This window comes from Ruegeria sp. HKCCD6157, assembly GCF_013110685.1.
Taxonomy (GTDB): domain Bacteria; phylum Pseudomonadota; class Alphaproteobacteria; order Rhodobacterales; family Rhodobacteraceae; genus Ruegeria.
This window is the reverse complement of sequence record NZ_WVRB01000001.1, coordinates 1,865,096-1,884,086: the sequence shown is the minus strand read 5'-3', so window position 1 is coordinate 1,884,086 and position 18,991 is coordinate 1,865,096. Positions and strand designations below refer to the sequence as shown.

21 protein-coding genes and 1 riboswitch are annotated in these 18,991 nt (G+C 58.7%); of the genes, 11 read left to right on the top strand and 10 right to left on the bottom strand.

Annotated features, from left to right (window positions below):
• Positions 1 to 53 precede the first annotated feature (53 nt).
• The 4 genes from hflK (at position 54) to GS612_RS09035 (ending at position 3,911) form a co-directional block, all read left to right on the top strand.
• Positions 54 to 1,196, top strand: a complete 1,143-nt coding sequence (hflK, locus tag GS612_RS09050; protein WP_152457589.1) for an FtsH protease activity modulator HflK — start codon at positions 54 to 56, stop codon at positions 1,194 to 1,196.
• Positions 1,196 to 2,092 (top strand): protease modulator HflC, encoded by an 897-nt coding sequence (hflC, locus tag GS612_RS09045; RefSeq protein ID WP_152457590.1) that lies wholly within the window; start codon positions 1,196 to 1,198, stop codon positions 2,090 to 2,092. Before hflK ends, hflC begins: the two co-directional genes overlap by 1 nt.
• Entirely contained in the window at positions 2,092 to 2,286 is a 195-nt protein-coding gene (locus GS612_RS09040) for a DUF2065 domain-containing protein (RefSeq protein ID WP_152457591.1), read from the top strand. Before hflC ends, GS612_RS09040 begins: the two co-directional genes overlap by 1 nt.
• A 110-nt stretch (positions 2,287 to 2,396) precedes the next feature.
• Complete coding sequence (locus tag GS612_RS09035) at positions 2,397 to 3,911, top strand: DegQ family serine endoprotease (RefSeq protein WP_171639711.1); 1,515 nt, start codon at positions 2,397 to 2,399, stop codon at positions 3,909 to 3,911.
• A 223-nt stretch (positions 3,912 to 4,134) separates the two neighbouring features.
• Here the strand turns inward: GS612_RS09035 and GS612_RS09030 are convergent, their stop codons facing one another.
• The 5 genes from GS612_RS09030 to GS612_RS09010 all read right to left on the bottom strand — a co-directional run bounded on the left by GS612_RS09030 (position 4,135) and on the right by GS612_RS09010 (position 8,370).
• The gene (locus GS612_RS09030; RefSeq protein WP_171639710.1) at positions 4,135 to 4,803 is read right to left on the bottom strand and encodes a Crp/Fnr family transcriptional regulator; all 669 of its coding nucleotides are present in this window, start codon (positions 4,801 to 4,803) and stop codon (positions 4,135 to 4,137) included.
• Positions 4,804 to 4,918: 115 nt separating this feature from the next.
• Complete coding sequence (locus tag GS612_RS09025) at positions 4,919 to 5,524, bottom strand: inner membrane-spanning protein YciB (RefSeq protein WP_171639709.1); 606 nt, start codon at positions 5,522 to 5,524, stop codon at positions 4,919 to 4,921.
• A 16-nt stretch (positions 5,525 to 5,540) separates the two neighbouring features.
• Positions 5,541 to 6,443 carry an EamA family transporter gene (locus GS612_RS09020; protein WP_171170590.1) on the bottom strand — a complete coding sequence of 301 codons (903 nt, stop codon included), beginning with the start codon at positions 6,441 to 6,443 and terminating at the stop codon, positions 5,541 to 5,543.
• Positions 6,444 to 6,533: 90 nt separating this feature from the next.
• Positions 6,534 to 7,673: a signal recognition particle-docking protein FtsY gene (gene ftsY, locus GS612_RS09015; protein WP_171639708.1), complete on the bottom strand. Its 1,140-nt coding sequence runs from the start codon at positions 7,671 to 7,673 to the stop codon at positions 6,534 to 6,536.
• 58 nt (positions 7,674 to 7,731) lie between these two features.
• A complete protein-coding gene (locus GS612_RS09010; protein ID WP_171639707.1) occupies positions 7,732 to 8,370 on the bottom strand; it encodes a lysoplasmalogenase in 639 nt (212 codons plus the stop codon).
• A gap of 140 nt (positions 8,371 to 8,510) precedes the next feature.
• Here GS612_RS09010 and GS612_RS09005 point away from each other — a divergent pair, with 140 nt between their 5' ends.
• Entirely contained in the window at positions 8,511 to 8,906 is a 396-nt protein-coding gene (locus GS612_RS09005) for a hypothetical protein (protein ID WP_253286111.1), read from the top strand.
• Here the strand turns inward: GS612_RS09005 and GS612_RS09000 are convergent, their stop codons facing one another.
• Complete coding sequence (locus tag GS612_RS09000; protein ID WP_152457599.1) at positions 8,907 to 9,128, bottom strand: glutathione binding-like protein; 222 nt, start codon at positions 9,126 to 9,128, stop codon at positions 8,907 to 8,909.
• Between the two features lie 22 nt (positions 9,129 to 9,150).
• Positions 9,151 to 10,635 (bottom strand): exodeoxyribonuclease VII large subunit, encoded by a 1,485-nt coding sequence (gene xseA, locus GS612_RS08995; protein WP_152457600.1) that lies wholly within the window; start codon positions 10,633 to 10,635, stop codon positions 9,151 to 9,153.
• Between the two features lie 75 nt (positions 10,636 to 10,710).
• Here xseA and purD point away from each other — a divergent pair, with 75 nt between their 5' ends.
• Positions 10,711 to 11,979 (top strand): phosphoribosylamine--glycine ligase, encoded by a 1,269-nt coding sequence (gene purD / locus GS612_RS08990; RefSeq protein WP_171639706.1) that lies wholly within the window; start codon positions 10,711 to 10,713, stop codon positions 11,977 to 11,979.
• Between the two features lie 134 nt (positions 11,980 to 12,113).
• On the opposite strand, the gene GS612_RS08985 is transcribed toward purD, so the two are convergent.
• Both GS612_RS08985 and GS612_RS08980 read right to left on the bottom strand, forming a co-directional pair.
• On the bottom strand, positions 12,114 to 12,857 hold the full coding sequence (locus tag GS612_RS08985; RefSeq protein WP_253286110.1) for a VCBS repeat-containing protein: 744 nt from the start codon (positions 12,855 to 12,857) through the stop codon (positions 12,114 to 12,116).
• Complete coding sequence (locus GS612_RS08980; protein WP_039534845.1) at positions 12,857 to 13,180, bottom strand: 2Fe-2S iron-sulfur cluster-binding protein; 324 nt, start codon at positions 13,178 to 13,180, stop codon at positions 12,857 to 12,859. Before GS612_RS08980 ends, GS612_RS08985 begins: the two co-directional genes overlap by 1 nt.
• Positions 13,181 to 13,307: 127 nt before the next feature.
• On the opposite strand from GS612_RS08980, the gene GS612_RS08975 reads away from it, so the two are divergent.
• Positions 13,308 to 13,700, top strand: a complete 393-nt coding sequence (locus GS612_RS08975) for an OB-fold nucleic acid binding domain-containing protein (protein ID WP_171639705.1) — start codon at positions 13,308 to 13,310, stop codon at positions 13,698 to 13,700.
• Positions 13,701 to 13,925: 225 nt separating this feature from the next.
• Entirely contained in the window at positions 13,926 to 14,312 is a 387-nt protein-coding gene (locus GS612_RS08970) for a hypothetical protein (RefSeq protein ID WP_152457604.1), read from the top strand.
• A 69-nt stretch (positions 14,313 to 14,381) separates the two neighbouring features.
• Here the strand turns inward: GS612_RS08970 and GS612_RS08965 are convergent, their stop codons facing one another.
• Positions 14,382 to 15,080, bottom strand: coding sequence for a glutathione S-transferase N-terminal domain-containing protein (locus GS612_RS08965; protein WP_171639704.1), 699 nt, complete (start codon positions 15,078 to 15,080; stop codon positions 14,382 to 14,384).
• A gap of 121 nt (positions 15,081 to 15,201) precedes the next feature.
• Positions 15,202 to 15,279, top strand: a riboswitch (SAM riboswitch).
• Positions 15,280 to 15,341: 62 nt separating this feature from the next.
• Here GS612_RS08965 and metZ point away from each other — a divergent pair.
• The 3 genes from metZ (at position 15,342) to GS612_RS08950 (ending at position 18,940) form a co-directional block, all read left to right on the top strand.
• On the top strand, positions 15,342 to 16,547 hold the full coding sequence (metZ, locus tag GS612_RS08960) for an O-succinylhomoserine sulfhydrylase (RefSeq protein ID WP_171639703.1): 1,206 nt from the start codon (positions 15,342 to 15,344) through the stop codon (positions 16,545 to 16,547).
• A gap of 232 nt (positions 16,548 to 16,779) precedes the next feature.
• Positions 16,780 to 17,883: a GTP cyclohydrolase FolE2 gene (folE2, locus tag GS612_RS08955; RefSeq protein WP_171639702.1), complete on the top strand. Its 1,104-nt coding sequence runs from the start codon at positions 16,780 to 16,782 to the stop codon at positions 17,881 to 17,883.
• Positions 17,884 to 18,016: 133 nt separating this feature from the next.
• A complete protein-coding gene (locus GS612_RS08950; RefSeq protein ID WP_216603517.1) occupies positions 18,017 to 18,940 on the top strand; it encodes a hypothetical protein in 924 nt (307 codons plus the stop codon).
• The last annotated feature ends 51 nt before the right edge of the window (positions 18,941 to 18,991 follow it).

Here is an 18,991-nt window from a genome sequence, read left to right as displayed (position 1 = left end):
AAGTTACAAATGTGCCCGTGATCACACGGGCCTAAACGAAGGAAATGATACATATGGCGGGCAACAGCGGTGGCCCCTGGGGGGGCGGAGGCTCATCCGGAGGTGGAGGAAATCGGGGTAACAACGGGGACGGGCGACGCCCACCCGAAGGCGAAGGCCCGCAGATCCCCGAGATCGACGAGCTGATGAAAAAAGGCCAGGAGCAGCTGCGCGTCCTGATGGGCGGTCGCGGCGGCGGCGGCCGTGGTGGCAGCGGTGGTCAGGGCGGCGGAGGCCCGGCCTTTACCAAAGGTACAGTTGCGATTGGTCTGGTGGCGGCTGCCGTTTTGTGGGGGCTGGCCAGCTTTTATACTGTAAAACCGGAAGAACAGTCGGTTGAGCTGTTTCTGGGTGAGTTTTCTGCGGTTGGCAATCCGGGTCTGAACTTCGCGCCATGGCCGTTTGTCACTGCCGAGGTGATTCCGGTCACCCGCGAACAGACCGAAGATATGGGCGGAGCCCGGGGCAGCGACGATGGCCTCATGCTGACCGGCGACGAAAACGTGGTCGATATCGACTATCAGGTCGTCTGGAATATCAACGACCCGGCCAAGTTCCTGTTCAATTTGCGTGATCCGCGTCAGACGATCCGCGCCGTGTCGGAATCGGCGATGCGCGAGATTATCGCGCAGAGCGAGCTGGCACCAATCCTGAACCGGGATCGCGGCATCATTGCCGAGCGCCTGCAGGAACTGATCCAGACGACGATGGACAGCTACGATTCGGGTGTGAACATCATCCGAGTGAACTTCGACAAGGCCGACCCGCCGCAGGACGTGATCGCCGCCTTCCGCGATGTTCAGGCCGCCGCGCAGGAGCGTGACCGGCTGCAAAACGTCGCCGACGCCTATGCCAACCGGGTTTTGGCTGAGGCGCGCGGTGAAGCTGCCCAGGTTCTGGAAGAAGCCGAAGCCTACCGCGCACAACAGATCAACAGCGCCATGGGTGAGGCGAGCCGTTTCAGCGCGGTTCTGGAAGAATATTCGAAAGCGCCTGATGTGACCCGCAAACGTCTGTACCTGGAGCGGATGGAGCAGGTTCTGGGTGACGTGGACAAGATCATTCTGGACGAAAACTCGACCGGATCGGGGCAGGGCGTCGTACCTTACCTGCCGCTGAACGAACTGCGCCGCAATTCCGGACAGGAGAGCAACTGATGCGTAAAGCGACCTTTATTCTGCCGATCGTTTTCATCGCGATTGTTGGTGTACTGTCTTCGATCTTTATCGTGGATGAACGTGAGCGCGCGTTGGTTCTGCAATTTGGCCGCGTTGTTGCGGTCAAGGAAGAGCCGGGTCTGGCGTTCAAGATCCCGCTGATTCAGGAAGTTGTCCGCTATGACGACCGGATCCTGTCCATCGACGTTCAGCCGTTGGAGGTTACGCCTCTGGATGATCGCCGACTGGTGGTTGATGCCTTCGCCCGCTATCGGATTTCTGATCTGGAACAGTTCCGTCAGGCCGTTGGTGTGGGTGGTATTCCGGTCGCCGAAGACCGTCTGGATCGTATCCTGCGCGCTGAAACCCGCGAAGTACTGGGTTCGGTGTCCTCGCGTGACATCCTCAGTTCAGACCGTGCCGCGCTGATGCTGCGCATCCGCAACAGCGCGATTGCCGAGGCACGTGCGCTGGGCGTCAACGTGATCGACGTTCGCCTGAAGGCAACCGACCTGCCGCAGGCGAACCTTGAGGCAACCTTCGACCGGATGAAGGCTGAACGTGAACGTGAGGCGACCGACGAGCGCGCCCGCGGTAACGAAGCTGCACAACGTGTTCGCGCGCAGGCAGACCGTACCGTGGTCGAACTGGTCTCGGATGCCCGTCGTGAGGCGGAAATCATCCGCGGTGAAGCTGACGCCGAACGCAACGCGATCTTTGCCGAAGCGTATGGTGCAGACCCGGAGTTCTTCGAGTTCTACCGTTCGCTGACCGCGTATGAAAATGCGCTGCAAGGTGGTAATAGCTCATTGATACTGAGCCCGGATTCCGAGTTTTTCAACTACCTCGCTTCGCCAACCGGACGGCGGGCACCGGCGGCTGCGGCGTCTGAATAATGGGTATGATCCTTCTGGCTTTCGGGCTGGTACTGATTGTCGAGGGGCTGGCCTATGCGCTGGCCCCTTCGCTTATAGAGCGGATGCTTGAAGCCTTGCGGGACATGCCAGAGCAAGCCCGGCGCCTGGTCGGATTGCTATGCGTGATCAGCGGTTTGGTCCTGCTTTGGGGCGCGCAACAATTGGGATTTTGACGCTGTGGTTTCACTTGCTGGTGATTTCGCTGCGATCCCGAGTTGCTCGTGGGGGCAAACTGACTACATTGGTTTGTAAGAAAGGCCGAGAACAAGCGGTCTTGGCGTGAATGTCGACAAGGAGAGCTCAAGTGCAGGCGAAAGCGCGCAGTGTATCCGTCCGGTGGGACGAAGTGAGTGTTTGGATGCGGCTGATGTGGCTGGCTTTTGCAGGTTCACTGCTGTTGCTGGCGCAATCGGTTGCGGCGCAGGCCAAAAGTGAAAGTTTGGCACCGCTGGCTGAGGAAATCAGCCCGGCAGTAGTGAACATTACCACCAGCACTTTGATCGAAGGCCAAACTGGACCGCAAGGTATTGTTCCTGAAGGCTCTCCGTTCGAGGATTTCTTTCGCGAGTTTCAGGATCGCAACGGTGACAACGGTGACAACGCGCCGCGCAGAAGCAACGCGCTGGGATCTGGTTTCGTGATCTCGGAAGATGGCTTTATCGTCACAAACAACCATGTGATCGCCGAAGCCGATGAGATACTTGTGGAATTCTTCCCCGGCGATGGGCAACCCAAGAAAGAGCTGGTGGCCAAGGTTATCGGAACGGATGAGAAAACCGATATCGCGCTGCTCAAGGTCGAGGCTTCGGGCCCACTGAAATACGTGAAATTCGGCGACAGCGACGTAGCGCGTGTGGGTGACTGGGTTATCGCCATGGGCAACCCGCTTGGGCAAGGCTTTTCGGTATCGGCAGGGATCGTTTCTGCACGCAACCGAGCGCTGAGCGGAACCTATGACGATTACATTCAAACGGACGCGGCGATCAACCGGGGCAACTCGGGCGGGCCGCTGTTCAACATGGACGGCGAAGTGATCGGTGTGAACACCGCAATCCTGTCGCCCAACGGCGGTTCGATCGGCATCGGTTTCTCGATGGCGTCGAATGTTGTCATGAAGGTCGTGGATCAATTGCGCAAATATGGCGAGACCCGCCGCGGTTGGTTGGGCGTCCGTATTCAGGACGTAACCGAGGACATGGCCGAGGCCATGGGCCTGGAAAAGCCGGGCGGGGCGCTGATCAGCGATGTACCGGACGGCCCCGCCAAGGAAGCTGGGTTGAAGGCGGGTGACGTGATCCTCAGCTTTGATGGCGTCGAGGTGGAAGACACGCGAGGTCTGGTGCGTCAGGTCGGTGAAGCAGAAGTTGGCAAGTCGGTCAGAGTGGTCGTGCACCGCGACGGCGGAACCCAGACCGTACTTGTGACACTGGGGCGTCGGGAAGATGCAGAACGCGCTGACACTGGCGAGGAGGAACCGCAGGAAGCTCCGATTGAAGAGAACGCGGATATTCTGGGCCTGACGATTTCCCCCCTGACCGATACGCTGCGTGCAGATTTGGGTCTGGATGGTGATGCAGACGGCCTTGTGATTACGGATGTCGATGAAGCATCTGAGGCGTATGCCAAGGGAATGCGGGCAGGTGATCTGATTACCGAAGCAGGCCAGCAAAAGGTGGAAACCATCGGAGATCTCGAAGCCCGTATGGAAGAATCGCGCGAAGCTGGTCGCAAATCTCTGCTGCTGTTGGTGCGCAGGGGCGGCGATCCGCGTTTTGTGGCGCTGAGCCTTGAGAACTGATTGAACAGGCCGGGAAAACTTCCCGGCCTTTTTTCTGATTGCGGGCCAGACCAGGTATCACTGATGCGCCAAAAAAATGAGCCATACGCAGTGATTGCGTATGGCTCAGATACAGGGAGAGGTCAGTGGACAGATATCGGGGATGATTCTCTGACCTCCTACGGTAACAATCTCACGTTAGGTCAAAGCGTAATCGATGGTCTGTGAACCAGATCACACCGGATCAAATAAGATCTGAATCAGCCAATTCTCGCAGGGCTTCAAAATCCTGGATCAGCAAACCGCCACGAGAGGCTTCGACCATGTTGTCGCGTTTCCAGATCGAGATGGTTTTGGATACTGCCTCGCGTGTGGCACCGACAAATTCGGCCAGTTCGCTCTGCGACAGTGTGATGCGCGCGGCCGGGTCGTCTTGTAGACTGGACAGGTGCAGCAGCTTGCGGGCCAGCCGAATAGGCATGGGCAGAAAGACCTGCTCGTTCAATTGCAATCCCATCCATCGCATCCGCAAACCGGCCAGACGGATCATATCCACGGCAAGGTCTGGCTGTTTTCTGATCTGGTTCATAACGTCGTTGCGGCGCACACGCAGTACACGCGACTTTTCGGCCGCCGCAATGGTGGCCGTACGCGGACCATTGTCGAACAACGCGATTTCACCGAAGACTTCGCCGGGGCGCATCAAGGTAAGTGTCAGTTTGCGGCCGCTCATTGCCAGAAAGGAAACCTCTAACGTGCCTTCCAAAATGGCATAGAGAGAGTCGCCCTCGTCACCTTGTTCAAAAAGTATTTCACCTTGGGACAGAGATATTTCGGTCGCCTGCGCCGAAAGCATTTCTCTGAGCCCGTCGGAAGCTTCGGCAAGGAAGCCGCTGGTGGGAAAGGCCGTCATGTATGCACCGATCTTGGGCAGGGTATGAGAGTGGGTGGTGGCACAACTTCCCATAGCTGAGCGCTCAAGCCAAGAATTTTGTTTGTTTTGGCAGGTCTGGCGGGTGTAAAGGCCGCTATTTCTGCTCGGGATCGTCCATATAGCGTTGCAGAATGCTGAACTGAAGCATCAGGAAGGCCATCAGCGCGATGGGAAAGCCGAAAGTCTCGATCTTGACCCACAGATCCGTCGACATGGTGCGCCAGACGAATTCGTTTGCGGCGGCCAGAACGGCGAAACAAGCACACAGACGGCGCGTGAGTATCATCCAGCCTTCGTGTTTCATCGGCAGCATTTCGTCCAGAACATAGGCCAGGTAGGATTTCTTTTGCATCAGACCGATGCCGAGGATCAGGGCAAACAGACCATAGACAAGTGTGGTTTTAATCTTGAAGAACCGCTCGTCGTTGAACCAGGCTGTGAGACCGCCGAAGAAAATCACCATGATGGCCGTGAAGATCTGCATCCGGCTGAGTTTGCCAGTCAAATACCATAGGATACCCATTGCCCCCAGCATCAGGGGGACAAAGATAATCGTGGCGATAATGAAGCCGGAATACTCGATGCCGCCGATCAGAAAGCTGTCGTCGCGCAGGCGCAGGTAGATGAAGAAGAAGGCCAGCGGGGGGCCAAGTTCCAGAACCTGTTTCAGAAACGGGTTGATGTCTTTTTTGCCTGTCATCTGTACTTCCTGCTGCTTATCCGCCCATTTCAACTATTACGGCGCCGAGTGCAATCAATGCCATCAAGGCAATGCGTCTGGGGCCAACCGTTTCCTTTAGCACAAGCCAGCCGATCAGCGCCGCAAAGACAGTCGAGGTTTCGCGCAGAACGGCTGCTTCACCGACCTTGTCCAGCCGGGTGGCCAGCATGATCGCCCCGAAGGACAAAGGGGCGATGATACCGCCGGCGAGGCCGCGCAGCATCAGCGGGCCGGGCGCGGGTCTGTGCGCCATCGCGCGCCACCTGAGGAATGCGTAGATCGGCATGGCCGCGCCGTCGATCATGAAGAACCAGGCCAGAAAGGTGAACGGATCGGCGGTGGCGCGAATGCCATAGGCGTCATAGGTGGTGTACAGGGCCACAAACAGGCCAGTGATGATCGCCAGTGTCAGCGCGATGCCCAGCGTATCCCTGTTGGTTTCCAGAAACCTGAAGTTGTAGGCAGCCAACCCGAATATCCCCGCCAGCAAGGTGGCCACGCCCAGCCATTGAACGGCCGAGAATGTTTCGCCGAACAGAAGATAGGCACCGATGACCGTGAACAGCGGGCCCGTCCCGCGCACCACCGGATAGACGACGGTGTAAGAGCCTTTGGTATATGCCATGGCTTGCAGTGTCTTGTAGGCGATGTGGATCAGCCAGACGAGCGCGAAGATCGGCCACATATGAGGTTCGGGCCAGGGCACCACGAAAAAGGCGAAGGGGGCGGCCATGAGGCAATAGCAGGCGTCGATGGCGCCGCGGGACAGCCATGGGTCATGCCTGCCTTTTTGCAATGCACCGAAGACCGCGTGCAGGAACGCCGCCATCAAAGCCAGCGCCAATGCCAGCTGGTGTCCGGCTTCGGTGCCTTCGAGAGAGATCAGCCAGTCGCTCAAATACGCGGACCTTTTGCGGAGCGGAGAGGGTGGGGGGCTGTCGGCCCCCCACACCCCCCGAGGATATTTGGGGCCAGGTGAAGCCTGGGATCAGCCTTTGTCGAGGCCGGTGAGGGCGGCGGCGAATTCTTCGGGGTCGAAAGGGGCAAGGTCGTCAATCTGTTCGCCGACGCCGATCGCGTGGATGGGCAACCCGAATTTGTCTGCCAGGGCAACAAGAACACCGCCTTTGGCCGTGCCATCCAGCTTGGTCATGACCAGGCCGGAAACGTCCGCCAGTTTACGGAACGTTGCCACCTGGCTCAACGCGTTCTGACCAGTGGTGGCGTCGAGTACGAGCAAGGTGTTGTGCGGAGCTGTATCATCAACCTTGCGGATGACGCGGACGATTTTGGCCAGTTCCTCCATCAGGTCGGTACGGTTTTGCAGGCGGCCCGCCGTATCTATCATCAGCAGATCGGCGCCCTCTGCCTGTGCACGGGTCAGCGCGTCAAAGGCGAGGCTGGCGGGGTCCGAGCCTTCGGGGGCGGTCAGAACCGGAACTCCGGCGCGATCACCCCAGACCTGCAACTGTTCCACGGCCGCAGCGCGGAAGGTATCGCCGGCGGCGATGACGACCTTTTTGCCGGCCTCTTTGAACTGGCTGGCCAGTTTTCCAATTGTCGTGGTCTTGCCCGATCCGTTGACGCCAACGACCAGCACCACTTGTGGCCTTTTGGGATAGATCGGCAGAGGCTTGGCCACAGGCTCCATCACGCGGGCGATTTCCCGTGCCAGAAGTTGCTTGATCTCTGTGGTCGACAGTTTGCGGCCAAAGCGGCCCTCGGCCATGTTCGACGTGACACGCAAGGCCGTGTCGACGCCCATGTCCGAGGCGATCAGCAGCTCTTCGAGCTGCTCCAGCATGTCATCGTCCAGGGTGCGGCGCATTTCCGTGACGGCGCCTCGATTGAACAGGCGGTTCAGGATACCCTTGGATTCCGGTATTTCCGGCGGTGGAGCGACAGGCGTTGGGTCAGCCGGGATCGGTGCCGGCGGTTCAACCGGTTGCGGGGCCGGGGCAGGCTCTGGCACTTCCGGAACCGGTTGCGGATCGGGCTGCGGCTGGGGGATCACCGGGTCCGGAGCCGCCGTTTCCTCGCCGCCATCCTCGACGATGGCTTCCAGCCCTTCTTCAAGACGAGATGAAGATTTGAACAGCTTGTCCTTTAGCTTTGAGAAAAACGCCATACTTGGTCTCCACAGGTGTTCCCTTCACCTAATGCGGATTTGCGGCAGTTGCAAAGGGTCACGCAAACGCAAGGACAAAGCCAAGCTGAGCACCCCAGTAAAGGGGCCATACAAGATAGGGCGTCACCTTGAGGGCCGGATGGTGCGGCGGCAGCAGGAACTTCTCGGTTGCGAGGATCAGATCTGACGCGATGAAGGCCATGGCCGCGGGAAAGGCCCACCGAAGAGGACCGGCATCCGGCAGTGCCAGCACCGTGACCCCCATGCCAAGAATGATGGGGATATAGGCCAGAACGGGCCCCTTCAGGTCTCCGGCACGGGGCGCAAGCAATGTGGCCATGATGATGCCCAGAATGATCAAGGACCATACAATCGCAGGCGCGCCGAGGATCAGCCCGGCAGAACTGATCGGCAATGTCAGGAACAGAGCGATATAGGCCAGATGCCCGGCGGCAAATGCGGCGATGCCCGTCATGAAGGTGGCATCTGTTTCGCGCGACAGCAGCGCGTCGCCTGTCGCACAAAGAGCGAGCGCAAGAACCAACAGCCGAGGCCCACCGTTCATGATGGCCGTGACCGCCAATAGGGCGACCGATGCGGTTTTCAGTACAGTGCGCAAAGAACCGGCGGGCCGGGAGGTCAGCGGCAGGTAACCAAGGGCGCAGCCACTGGCGATCCAGAACATTAGGGTTGTCATGTCATCTCCTTGCCGGTTCAGAATAATCTGATCTGGGGCGTGGCGTGAAATCAACCGCTTACGTTGAGTTAAGCGCCTTGTGATGACCCCGATCCAACAGGCGAATGGCATGACCGAAGCGCTTCTGACAAAATGGAAACATGTTCAGGTTCCTGATGATTCTCGTGACTATTGCCGCACATTCCGTGGCGGCACAAACGCCTCTGTCTGGCTCGGAGTTCGACAAGTATACGCAGGGCAAAACTCTGTTTTACGGGTTCGAAGGTCAGATTTACGGGGTGGAGCGGTATCTTCCGAACCGTCGTGTGATCTGGTCTTTTCTCGACGGGAATTGCAAGGAAGGTATCTGGTATCAGCAGGGTGAGCAGATCTGCTTTGTCTACGAAGACAGGCTGGATCCGCAATGCTGGGTTTTCACTCAATCCGGTGGCGGTTTGATTGCGCAGTTCGAAGGCAATCCGCAAGCGACCGAGCTGTATGAGGCCGAGGACCTTGGGGAAGAAATGGTTTGTTACGGGCCGGACGTTGGCGTTTGATCAGTTGGCGCGCAGCTCATCATAATCGATCATGACATGGGTTTGGTAAGCCGTCCTGTCCGTCAACCCTTCATGATAGCGGCGCAAACTGCGCAGTGATGCGCGCGAAATATCGATGTCATAGTAGCGATAGAGTATGTGTCCCAACTGGATATCGGCCAAAGTCAGGCAGGAACCGCACAGGAAAGCGTTTTCAGAAAGTTGCGCATCGGCGATTGTCACGGCCCCAGATGGTGAGCATGGCTTAGAACAGTGATCCCTGATCCGGGGTGTCCGGCCTGGGTTTCTTCGAGGGTGATTTCGCGCCCGGGCCGGTGCTGAGAACACCATCGGCGAATTCGATCTCGAGCGCCGTTTGTTTGGCGGCCTGAACCTTGGTGGTGATCACATTCCCTTCGGCCCGGACGACTGCGTATCCGCGGTCCAAAGTGGCTTTGTAGCTCAGCGTCTCGCGCAGGCGGTCCGTCGCTTCGAGTTGCTGTTTGAGGCGGTCCAGTCGCGTGGTTTGGGCCGTGTGCATTCGATCGCGCAAACGATCGAGGTTTTGCCGCTGCTGGTCGATTTCTCTTTGGATCGGTCGCAAGGACAGGCGCGATGACAGGTTGCGCAGCGATTCCTGTCGCGTCGATATCAAACTTCGCAGGGTCGAGGGGCGCAGATGAGCAGACAATTCCACCACTTGCAGGCGACGGTTCTGAACCCCGCGGATCAAGGCGGGTGTGAGGCGATCTGCAATCAAATCAAGGCGTTGTCTCGGTGTGTTCAACAGGCTGTCCGGGCGCGGCAGGGCGCGGGACAGATCGCGCAGCCTTTGCGTTCGGCGTTGAACGGCATCCGTTGCCGCGCGGGACAGGCGCGCGGCTTGCTCTTCGGTCCAGGCAAGCAGTTCCATGCGCACCGGAACGGCCAGTTCGGCGGCCGCGGTGGGCGTCGGCGCGCGCTGGTCCGACACGAAATCAATCAGGGTGGTGTCGGTTTCATGCCCAACGGCCGAGATCAACGGTATGTCCGACGCGGCTGCGGCGCGGGCGACGATCTCTTCATTGAAGCCCCAGAGGTCTTCGATCGATCCGCCGCCACGGGCGACGATGATCAGGTCGGGCCGCGGCAACGCGCCGCCGGGTGTCAGTTGGTTGAAGCCTTCGATGGCGCGGGCGACCTCGGGGGCGCAGTTGGCCCCTTGAACCGCCACAGGCCAGATCAGCACCTTGCGCGGGAACCTGTCCCTGAGCCGATGCAGAATGTCGCGGATCACGGCACCGGAAGGGGATGTCACAACGCCAATGATCTGCGGCAGGTAAGGCAAGGGTTTCTTGCGTTCCGGCGCGAACAGACCTTCGGATTCCAGTTGTTTCTTGCGCTTCTCCAGCAGCGCCATGAGCGCGCCCTGACCCGCGACAGAAACCTCATCGACGTTCAGGTTGTATTTGGATTGCGCCCCGAAAGCGGTAAGGCGGCCGGTGACGACGACCTCCAACCCTTCTTCGGGCACAACGGACAGGCCGGAAATCTGACCTTTCCACGTGGTGCAGGCCAAAACGTTCCGGTCGTCCTTGATGTCGTAATAAAGATGCCCGGATCGGGCTTTGAACACGCGCCCAACCTCACCGCGCACGCGGATTCGGCCGAATGAGCCTTCGAGCGTCCGTTTCACCTCTCCCGAAATTTCGGACACTGTGTATTCAGGGGTGTTTTGGCCCGGAATCGGGTCATCAAGCAGGTCGGACATTTCAGCGCCTTGTTTCAAATGCGCGCCCAGCTTAGAACGCCGCGCAGGCAAGGCCAAGCAGATCGGAGAGCTTTCATGAATATCCTCATTCTCGGCAGCGGAGGGCGCGAACACAGCCTGGCATGGGCAGTGCTGCAAAACCCCAAATGTGATCGCCTGATCGTTGCTCCGGGGAATGCGGGGATCGCTCAGATCGCGGATTGTGCCGCTCTGGATATTGAAAACGGCGGGGCTGTTGTCGGCTTTGCCGAAGAAAACGCGATTGATTTCGTGATCGTCGGGCCCGAGGCGCCTTTGGCGGCCGGTGTGGGTGATCGGTTGCGCGAAGCCGGAATATTGGTTTTTGGGCCCTCAGCCGAGGCGGCGAAGCTGGAAGCGTCGAAAAGCTTCACCAAGGAAATCTGCGACGCGGCCAACGCCCCCACCGCAGCTTATGCCCGGTTTACCGAGGCTGAGCCTGCCAAAGCCTATATCCGCGAACAGGGCGCACCGATTGTGGTCAAGGCCGATGGTCTGGCCGCAGGCAAGGGCGTTATCGTTGCGATGGACGAAAAGACCGCACTGGACGCCATTGACGACATGTTCGGCGGTGCGTTTGGTGGTGCTGGTGCGGAAGTCGTCATTGAAGAATTCATGGATGGGGAAGAAGCCTCGCTGTTCGTTCTGTGCGATGGTGAGGACATTCTTTCAGTCGGGACGGCCCAGGATCACAAACGGGTTGGCGAGGGCGATACCGGGCTGAACACGGGCGGGATGGGCGCGTATTCTCCGGCGCCAGTGTTGAGCGAAGAGGTGGAAGCGCGCGCGATGGAAGAGATCGTGCGCCCCACCATCGCCGAGATGAAGCGTCGGGGAACGCCGTTTCAGGGCGTTCTTTATGCAGGTTTGATGATCAAGGACGGGCAGCCAAGACTGGTCGAATACAACGTCCGCTTCGGTGATCCTGAATGTCAGGTGTTGATGATGCGATTGGGCGCGCAGGCGATGGACCTGATGCACGCCGCCGCCGAAGGCAGGTTGGGTGAGATGCGGGTGAATTGGGCGGATGACCATGCCATCACGGTTGTAATGGCGGCCAATGGCTATCCGGGTGCTTACAAGAAAGGCACTGCGATCAAAGGGCTTGAAGGCCTGCCGGAAGACAGCCGGAACATGGTGTTCCACGCTGGTACAAAGAGTGTCGATGGACACGTGGTTGTATCGGGCGGGCGCGTGCTGAACGTGACCGCCCGCGGGGACACGCTGCAAGAGGCGCGCGACCGGGCCTATGAAATGGTTGAAGCTGTGGATTGGCCTGACGGGTTTTACCGGCGCGATATCGGATGGCGTGCTTTGGAAGGTTGACGGGGTTGGGGGGGTGCCTCCTCGGCCTTGCGGCCTCCCGGCGCTGCGCGCGTTCGCGGTCGAAATCGTCCACTGGACGATTTCCTTTCAACCGCTCACCCCCCAGGATTTTTTTGGCCAGACGAAGAAGCGGATCAGCAGTTCAGGGCTTGGGCAAGGCTTTTGTGGCCGTTGAACGGGCCCCGGTCGGATGTGATCCAGCCGTCGTCGTAGAAGACGCTGACGATCCGCGTCCAGTCGGCGCTGGCCACGATCAGTTCCGGGCGGTCGCCGCAGGTGCGCAGGCCTCCGGAAATGAAATCTTCACCGATCCTGTGGTTGGTCAATCCGGGCAGAGCCGCGATTTCGGTCAGGGCGTTGTCTTTGTAGCGCCAGATGCGCAGCGTTTTGGCCAAGTGAGGGCGATCGACATAGGCGATCTCGACATGTCCGTCGCCGTCCAGGTCGGCTGCCCCGATCGGGGCGAGCCAGCGGAAGCGGGTACCGATATGAGGCGTGGCCGCGATCTTGTCTCCGGCGGCGTCGTAGATCGCAAGTTGAGCCCCTGATTTGTCGTGGGATTCAACGACAATTGCTTCGCGCGCGCCGTCCAGGTTGACGTCTGCCAAACGCGGAGCGAGGTCTTCGAACACGCGATCCTGCGGCAGTCGAACAGTTACGACCATAGTGTCGGTCGTGAATTCCACCGCGCCATATTCGATCGTGTCACCCAGGACGCCATGGGCGTAGCGGGTGGTTGGTTCTGTGAAGCGGGCGTCGTTGATGGTTTCCGCCGCGTCAGCCGGTTGCAGCGTGAGCCAAAGTCCGAAAGATAGCAAAGCGCCGCGTGCCCGAGATTGCCAAAAGCGGCGGGGCAGGCGCGGCGCCTTGTTGTGCATCAGATCTGCTTTTCGGGCATCTGAACGACCAGCCCGTCCAGCGCATCGGTGACCTTGATCTGGCATGTCAGGCGCGAGCGGGCCGGGTCGGGCTCATAGGCAAAGTCCAGCATGTCTTCTTCCATGTCATCCTTGGCCGGGATTTTCTCGACCCAGTCGGGGTGGATGTAAACATGGCAGGTCGAGCAGGCGCAGGCGCCGCCGCAATCGGCCTCAATGCCGGGGATGTTGTTGTCACGGGCCCCTTCCATGACGGTCAGTCCGTTGGCGACCTCGACTGTGTGTTCGGTACCGCCGTGCTCGACATAGGTGATCTTTGCCATTGCGTGCGTCTTCCTTTTACGATGTTCGATTTCTTCCTTAGTGAAGGCATTTAGGTCTTTCCAGCCTCATTTGCGACTCAGCGCGCCATGTCTGGACTTTCTTGTTGTTTGTTCTATTTTTGTTCTCATGCTTGTTGCACCCGTTCGCCCTGTGGTTTCAAACCGGGATTGGCCACGCCCGCCGTCCTGTCTGCCTTCCAGCCAACTGGATTCCCCGCCCGAGGGCGCGCGCGTGGCTGTGGCCGGGCTTGTGATCCTGCGGCAGAGGCCGGGAACGGCCAAGGGCGTGATCTTTCTGACGCTTGAAGATGAGACCGGGATCGTGAATGTGGTGGTCTGGCGCAAAATCTACGAACGGTTCCGCCGTGCGGTGATTTCGGGGCGGTTGCTGAAGGTGACGGGCCGGATGCAGCGGGCGCATTCAGTGACCCATGTGATTGCGGAAGAAATCGAGGATATTTCGGGGATGCTGGATATGCTGGTTCAGGGCGCAGGGGCGGCCTGCCGTGACGGACAATAGCGAGCGGCTGTCTTGCCGCCTTGCGCCCAGCAAGACCTGTGCGCCGATGAATGTCGGTAAGTTCTCGCATATCACGCTGGGTCAAAGGCGCTTTTCCGCCAATTCGGCATTGGTCGGTCGACTCTTTGATGTCGTGTTAGTACTGCGGGCATCTCTATGCGTTGGCCTGTGTCTGAACGCAGGCGCGACGGCACGCTACTCAACATCTTCTCAGAGTCAGTTCAGATGCCCGAAGTAACACGAAATGGATCGTTCGAAAAAACCGTCCAGCTGGATGAGAGCCAGATTGCCGGTCGCCTTGGCGAACTGTTGGAGCATACGCGTTCAAAAGGATACGTGCATACCGCCAGAATGATCGAGGAAGCGTTGAGTGCCCACTCTTTCGAGCGCAGACACCTTGGGAACACCCAAAAATACCTCTCGGAATTGCAGCGTCTAAAGCGCAAAGAGATGACACGCTTGGTGCGGGAAACGGATGGGAAGAAGCAAGCGGCTTTTATTCTGACACCCCGGATGCGCGTTGACCACAGAAATCCTGCCGCGCTGCGCAGTGGAGCTTGGAGGAACACCCCGATGCCTTTCCCGGCGGAACCCGAATTCAAGTTTCGCTAGCCGAACCTGCCGTGGCCAAGGCGGACAGGGCTGATGATCCGCATCAATCCAAACGGGTTTTCAACGCAGTCATTGTTTGAACAAGACCTCCTGCGCCTGTTTGTCACGATTGTCTCCTCGTAGCTCTGCGTGCAGAGCGCGCCCGGCCCGAACACCGGGGCGGGCGCCGACGGTCTTCAGCCAGCGCGCAAAGTGGGGTTTGTCCTCCAGCACTTGCTGCTGCCCTTCCCACAGGCTGGCCCAGCCCCAGATCGACATGTCTGCAATTGAATAGAAATCTCCGGCAACGTATTCGTTCTCGGCCAGCCGTCTGTCGAGCACCCCGTACAGACGACCGACCTCGGCCCGGTAACGATCTTTGGCATAGGGCAGGTCCTGTGGCGGGTTCAGTTGCGGGGCGTATTTCAGGAAGTGATGCGCCTGACCGGCCATCGGGCCAACACCGCCCATCTGCCACATCAGCCATTCTTCGACGGCGATCCGATCACGCTCGGTCCTGCCATAGAACTGCCCGGTCTTGCGGGCCAGATACATCAGAATTGCCCCGCTTTCAAAAACCGAGATCTGTGCACCATCCGGCCCGTCAGGGTCCACGATTGCGGGCATACGGTTGTTCGGGGCCATCTTCAGGAACTGCGGGTCGAACTGATCGCCCTTTCCGATATTGACCAGATGCGTGGTGTAGGGCAGCTCCATCTCCTCAAGGGCGATGGACACTTTCCAGCCGTTCGGTGTGGGCCAGAAGTACAGATCAATCGGGTCGGCCATGTGTTCTCCTGATGTTGAAGGGATCATGCGGGTTTCTGCCGGTTCGGCAAGGGCCGCTTACGAAAGCGTGACCGAAACGCAGGCCGGGCTTGACCGCAAACCGCCCGAGGCGTATGCCATTCCAGAGCTTCGTGGCGATTTGTTACCGGATTGCGGGCCACGCTAAACAACACCGCTAAAAGGTCAGGATGAAAGACCCCTTTCGCTTGGCCGCGTCTGGGGTTTTTTGTTTGCCTCCGCCGGAGGCTGAAAGGGAATGAGATGAGCGAGATCTGGAACAAACGCACCCAAGCCGTCCATGGCGGTGTCCGCCGCAGTCAGTACAACGAGGTGAGCGAGGCGATTTTCCTGACTCAGGGCTTTGTGTACGAAACTGCCGAACAGGCCGAAGCCCGGTTTCTGGAATGCGGCCCTGATGAGTTCATCTATGCCCGCTATGGCAACCCGACGGTCTCGATGTTCGAACAGCGCGTCGCGGCCCTTGAAGGTGGCGAGGATGCGTTTGCGACGGCTTCGGGCATGGCGGCGGTGAACGGTGCGCTGACCTCGATGCTGAAGGCCGGGGACCATGTTGTTTCAGCAAAGGCACTATTCGGATCCTGCCTGTACATTCTGGAAAACATCCTGACCCGTTTTGGCGTCGAGGTGACTTTTGTGGACGGCACCGATCTGGAGCAATGGCAGGCAGCGATCCGCCCGGACACCAAGGCGGTCTTCTTCGAATCGATGTCAAACCCGACTCTTGAAGTGATCGACATCGCATCCGTGTCCAAGTTGGCCCGCGCCGTTGGGGCGATTGTGGTGGTGGACAACGTGTTTTCGACGCCCGTCTTTTCGCGCGCGATAGAACAGGGCGCGGATGTGGTCGTTTATTCGGCGACCAAGCATATTGACGGACAGGGCCGTGCGCTGGGCGGCGTCATCATCGGCACCAGGGATTTCATCCGCGGAACCGTCGAGCCGTATCTGAAGCATACCGGCGGCGCGCTCAGCCCGTTCAATGCCTGGGTCATGCTCAAAGGTCTGGAAACCATGGCGCTGCGCGTCAATGCGCAGGCCGACAGTGCACAACGGATCGCAGAGGCGCTGGAAGGGCATCACGCGTTGGCGCGCACCCTTTACCCCGGCTTGAAGACCCACGCGCAAAATGCTCTGGTTCAATCGCAACTTGGTGGAAAAGGCGGGACCGTGTTGTCCTTGGATGTCAAGGGCGGCAAGGACGCGGCTTTTGCTTTCCTGAATGCGCTGACCATTCCTGTGATCTCGAACAACCTGGGCGATGCCAAGTCGATCGCAACGCACCCGGCGACCACAACGCACCAGCGTCTCAGCGATGCGCAGAAGGACGAGTTGGGCATTACGCCGGGCCTGATCCGTTTTTCCGTAGGCCTGGAAGACGCCAGAGACCTGCTGGCAGACATCCAGCAGGCATTGGAGGCTTCGCAGAAGCAAACAGCAGCACAGTGAAAAGCCTCTTACCACTAGGGGTCGTCGCGTTGTCTGTGAACGCGGCGTCTTTTCGGGTGGTGTTCGTGGTCGAAGCCTGGCCTTTGTGTCTGCGAAAGGCGTATTCCGTTGCAGAATGACGGTTTTGCGCCGGTTTTTTCAATCCGGACTGCTATTGCCTGCGTATTGGGTTAAACTGGTAAATCACCTGCAGTCGTATATATTTCTACGACCAATCGAGGAACCGCAGCCGATGAACATCCACCCGCGCGACATTGATGAGACCCCGGATCAGGAAAAAGCCGCCGAGGCCCTGAAAGTTCTGCGGCAATGGGCGGAATCTGCGACGGCATCCGAGATCACCCAGCTGGATCCGGCTATTGCGCGGCTGGTGCCCGGCCTGACGCAGGTGAACTATCCTTCGCTTTCGCGCGAGTACCCGGAGGGTTTCTCGGTTGACGCGAATTACCGCGCGTCTTTGCCCGACTTGCAAAACGGCCCGTCCAGCTTGATACGCGGTGCCAAACAACAGATTCAGCATGTTGGCATCTCGAACTTTCGCCTGCCGATCCGTTTCCATCGGAAAGATGGGGAAGACCTGACGCTTGAGACGTCTGTTACGGGCACCGTCAGCCTTGAGGCCGAGAAAAAGGGCATCAATATGTCCCGGATCATGCGGTCTTTTTACAAACATGCCGAGCGCACATTCAGCTTCGAAGTGATGCAGGCGGCGCTTGACGACTACATGAACGACCTGGACAGCTTCGACGCTCGTATCCAAATGCGGTTTTCTTACCCCGACAAGGTCAAGAGCCTGAGATCAGGTCTGGAAGGATATCAATATTACGACATCGCTCTGGAACTGGTGGAGTCGGGCGGTGTGCGCCAGAAGATCATGCACCTGGACTATGTCTATTCCTCGACCTGCCCGTGCTCTCTGGAGTTGAGCGAACATGCCCGTGTCATGCGGGGACAATTGGCAACACCGCATTCGCAACGATCTGTCGCGCGGATTTCCGTGGTGGTGGATTGCGATGCCGACTGTCTTTGGTTTGAAGACCTGATCGGGTTGTGCCGACGCGCGGTGCCGACCGAAACTCAGGTCATGGTCAAACGCGAAGACGAACAGGCTTTTGCCGAGTTGAACGCAGCCAATCCGATTTTTGTCGAAGATGCGGCGCGCTTGTTCTGCGCTGAATTGCTGGCAGATCATCATGTTGGTGATTTCCGGATAATAGCCAGCCATCAGGAGAGCCTGCATAGCCACGACGCTGTGTCGATTCTGACCGAAGGCCCAACCTTTGCGGCATCCAGCTTGGATCCAAGACTGTTCAATTCTTTGTTTCACGTTGGGTGAATACCGCCGTGTAAGCGATTAGGATTTAATCAAAGATTACGGCGGTAGGCGTTCTTTTGCCGCAATGCAGCGAAAATGCTGCATTTGCGCAGTCGTTTGTTATATATCTATCGTGAATGCAGCAGCTGGATGCTTGCCATTTGATTGGCTGGCCGCCCCGAAAAGGATGCCGAGACGTGAGACGCCTTGGACTGCAAGACCGCGACCACCGTTCGAGAAATCGAAGAGGGCAAGGCGTTTTATCCATCACATTTGGGCTGCATCGTTATTACAGGAGAAGCATGTAATGAATCCGATTACCCAACCGCTGGAGTTTCAAGCTGCGGCAATTCGCATGGCTGGTTACGCAATGGTCAACCAGATGAAGATCATGCAGATCGTAGCCCGTTCAGCGTTCGAATTGCCGATGGCTCCTGTGCAGGCGTTGCACGTGGCTGCGGCGTCCCCGGAAAAGCCGGTGGAAAAGACGACGGTCAAGGCAAAAGCCACTGCGCCGCGTGTGCAAAAATCTGCCGTCAAAAAGACCGCAGCAGTGAAAAAAACCGTAACGAAGGTCACCGCCGGTAAACCTGAGCCCAAACCTGCGGAGTTTTCCGCGAAGCCGCGCGCCGCCGTCACGCCAAAGGCTAAACCTGCGGCGATAGCAAAGCCCGCACCAAGACCAGCACCCAAACCGGCGCCGAAGCCAAAAACAGAACCGAAACCGGCCGCAGCTGTTGCAAAATACGCCAAACCGGCTGCGCGGAACGCGACTGCAACCACGTCTTCCTCTGGCGAGTCGGCCCCGGCAAAAAAACCTCGTACCAGACCGGCGGCTTCTGCGACCAAGGCACCTGCTGCGCGTGCCAAAGCCGCTAAGCCTATCGAAAAAACCGTTTCGACCCCAGCAAAAACCGCGCCCCTTGCGCCCAAAGCAGAACCTCAGAAGACGGCGCCCGCTGCTGCGCAGTCAAAACCTGCGGCATCGGCAGAACAATCAAAACCGCAGGCGCGCAAAACGCGACCGCCGTCGAAACCGCCCGCAATGCCGGGGGCAGATACCAAAACCGACACGTAAACCGGGATCATCTGCTTGACACCGTCGGGCTGGCGCGCCAACGCTGCGCGT

Bases quoted from the DNA above. Each gene is read 5' to 3' on its own strand.
- GS612_RS08985 (WP_253286110.1), bottom strand. From the start codon at position 12,857: ATGCACAACAAGGCGCCGCGCCTGCCCCGCCGCTTTTGGCAATCTCGG.
- GS612_RS08975 (WP_171639705.1), top strand. From the start codon at position 13,308: ATGCTTGTTGCACCCGTTCGCCCTGTGGTTTCAAACCGGGATTGGCCA.
- GS612_RS09010 (WP_171639707.1), bottom strand. From the start codon at position 8,370: ATGACAACCCTAATGTTCTGGATCGCCAGTGGCTGCGCCCTTGGTTAC.
- metZ (WP_171639703.1), top strand. From the start codon at position 15,342: ATGAGCGAGATCTGGAACAAACGCACCCAAGCCGTCCATGGCGGTGTC.
- ftsY (WP_171639708.1), bottom strand. From the start codon at position 7,673: ATGGCGTTTTTCTCAAAGCTAAAGGACAAGCTGTTCAAATCTTCATCT.
- hflC (WP_152457590.1), top strand. From the start codon at position 1,196: ATGCGTAAAGCGACCTTTATTCTGCCGATCGTTTTCATCGCGATTGTT.
- GS612_RS08980 (WP_039534845.1), bottom strand. From the start codon at position 13,180: ATGGCAAAGATCACCTATGTCGAGCACGGCGGTACCGAACACACAGTC.
- GS612_RS09030 (WP_171639710.1), bottom strand. From the start codon at position 4,803: ATGACGGCCTTTCCCACCAGCGGCTTCCTTGCCGAAGCTTCCGACGGG.
- GS612_RS09035 (WP_171639711.1), top strand. From the start codon at position 2,397: ATGTCGACAAGGAGAGCTCAAGTGCAGGCGAAAGCGCGCAGTGTATCC.
- GS612_RS08970 (WP_152457604.1), top strand. From the start codon at position 13,926: ATGCCCGAAGTAACACGAAATGGATCGTTCGAAAAAACCGTCCAGCTG.
- GS612_RS09040 (WP_152457591.1), top strand. From the start codon at position 2,092: ATGGGTATGATCCTTCTGGCTTTCGGGCTGGTACTGATTGTCGAGGGG.
- GS612_RS09005 (WP_253286111.1), top strand. From the start codon at position 8,511: ATGTTCAGGTTCCTGATGATTCTCGTGACTATTGCCGCACATTCCGTG.
- xseA (WP_152457600.1), bottom strand. From the start codon at position 10,635: ATGTCCGACCTGCTTGATGACCCGATTCCGGGCCAAAACACCCCTGAA.
- hflK (WP_152457589.1), top strand. From the start codon at position 54: ATGGCGGGCAACAGCGGTGGCCCCTGGGGGGGCGGAGGCTCATCCGGA.
- purD (WP_171639706.1), top strand. From the start codon at position 10,711: ATGAATATCCTCATTCTCGGCAGCGGAGGGCGCGAACACAGCCTGGCA.
- GS612_RS08965 (WP_171639704.1), bottom strand. From the start codon at position 15,080: ATGGCCGACCCGATTGATCTGTACTTCTGGCCCACACCGAACGGCTGG.
- folE2 (WP_171639702.1), top strand. From the start codon at position 16,780: ATGAACATCCACCCGCGCGACATTGATGAGACCCCGGATCAGGAAAAA.
- GS612_RS09025 (WP_171639709.1), bottom strand. From the start codon at position 5,524: ATGACAGGCAAAAAAGACATCAACCCGTTTCTGAAACAGGTTCTGGAA.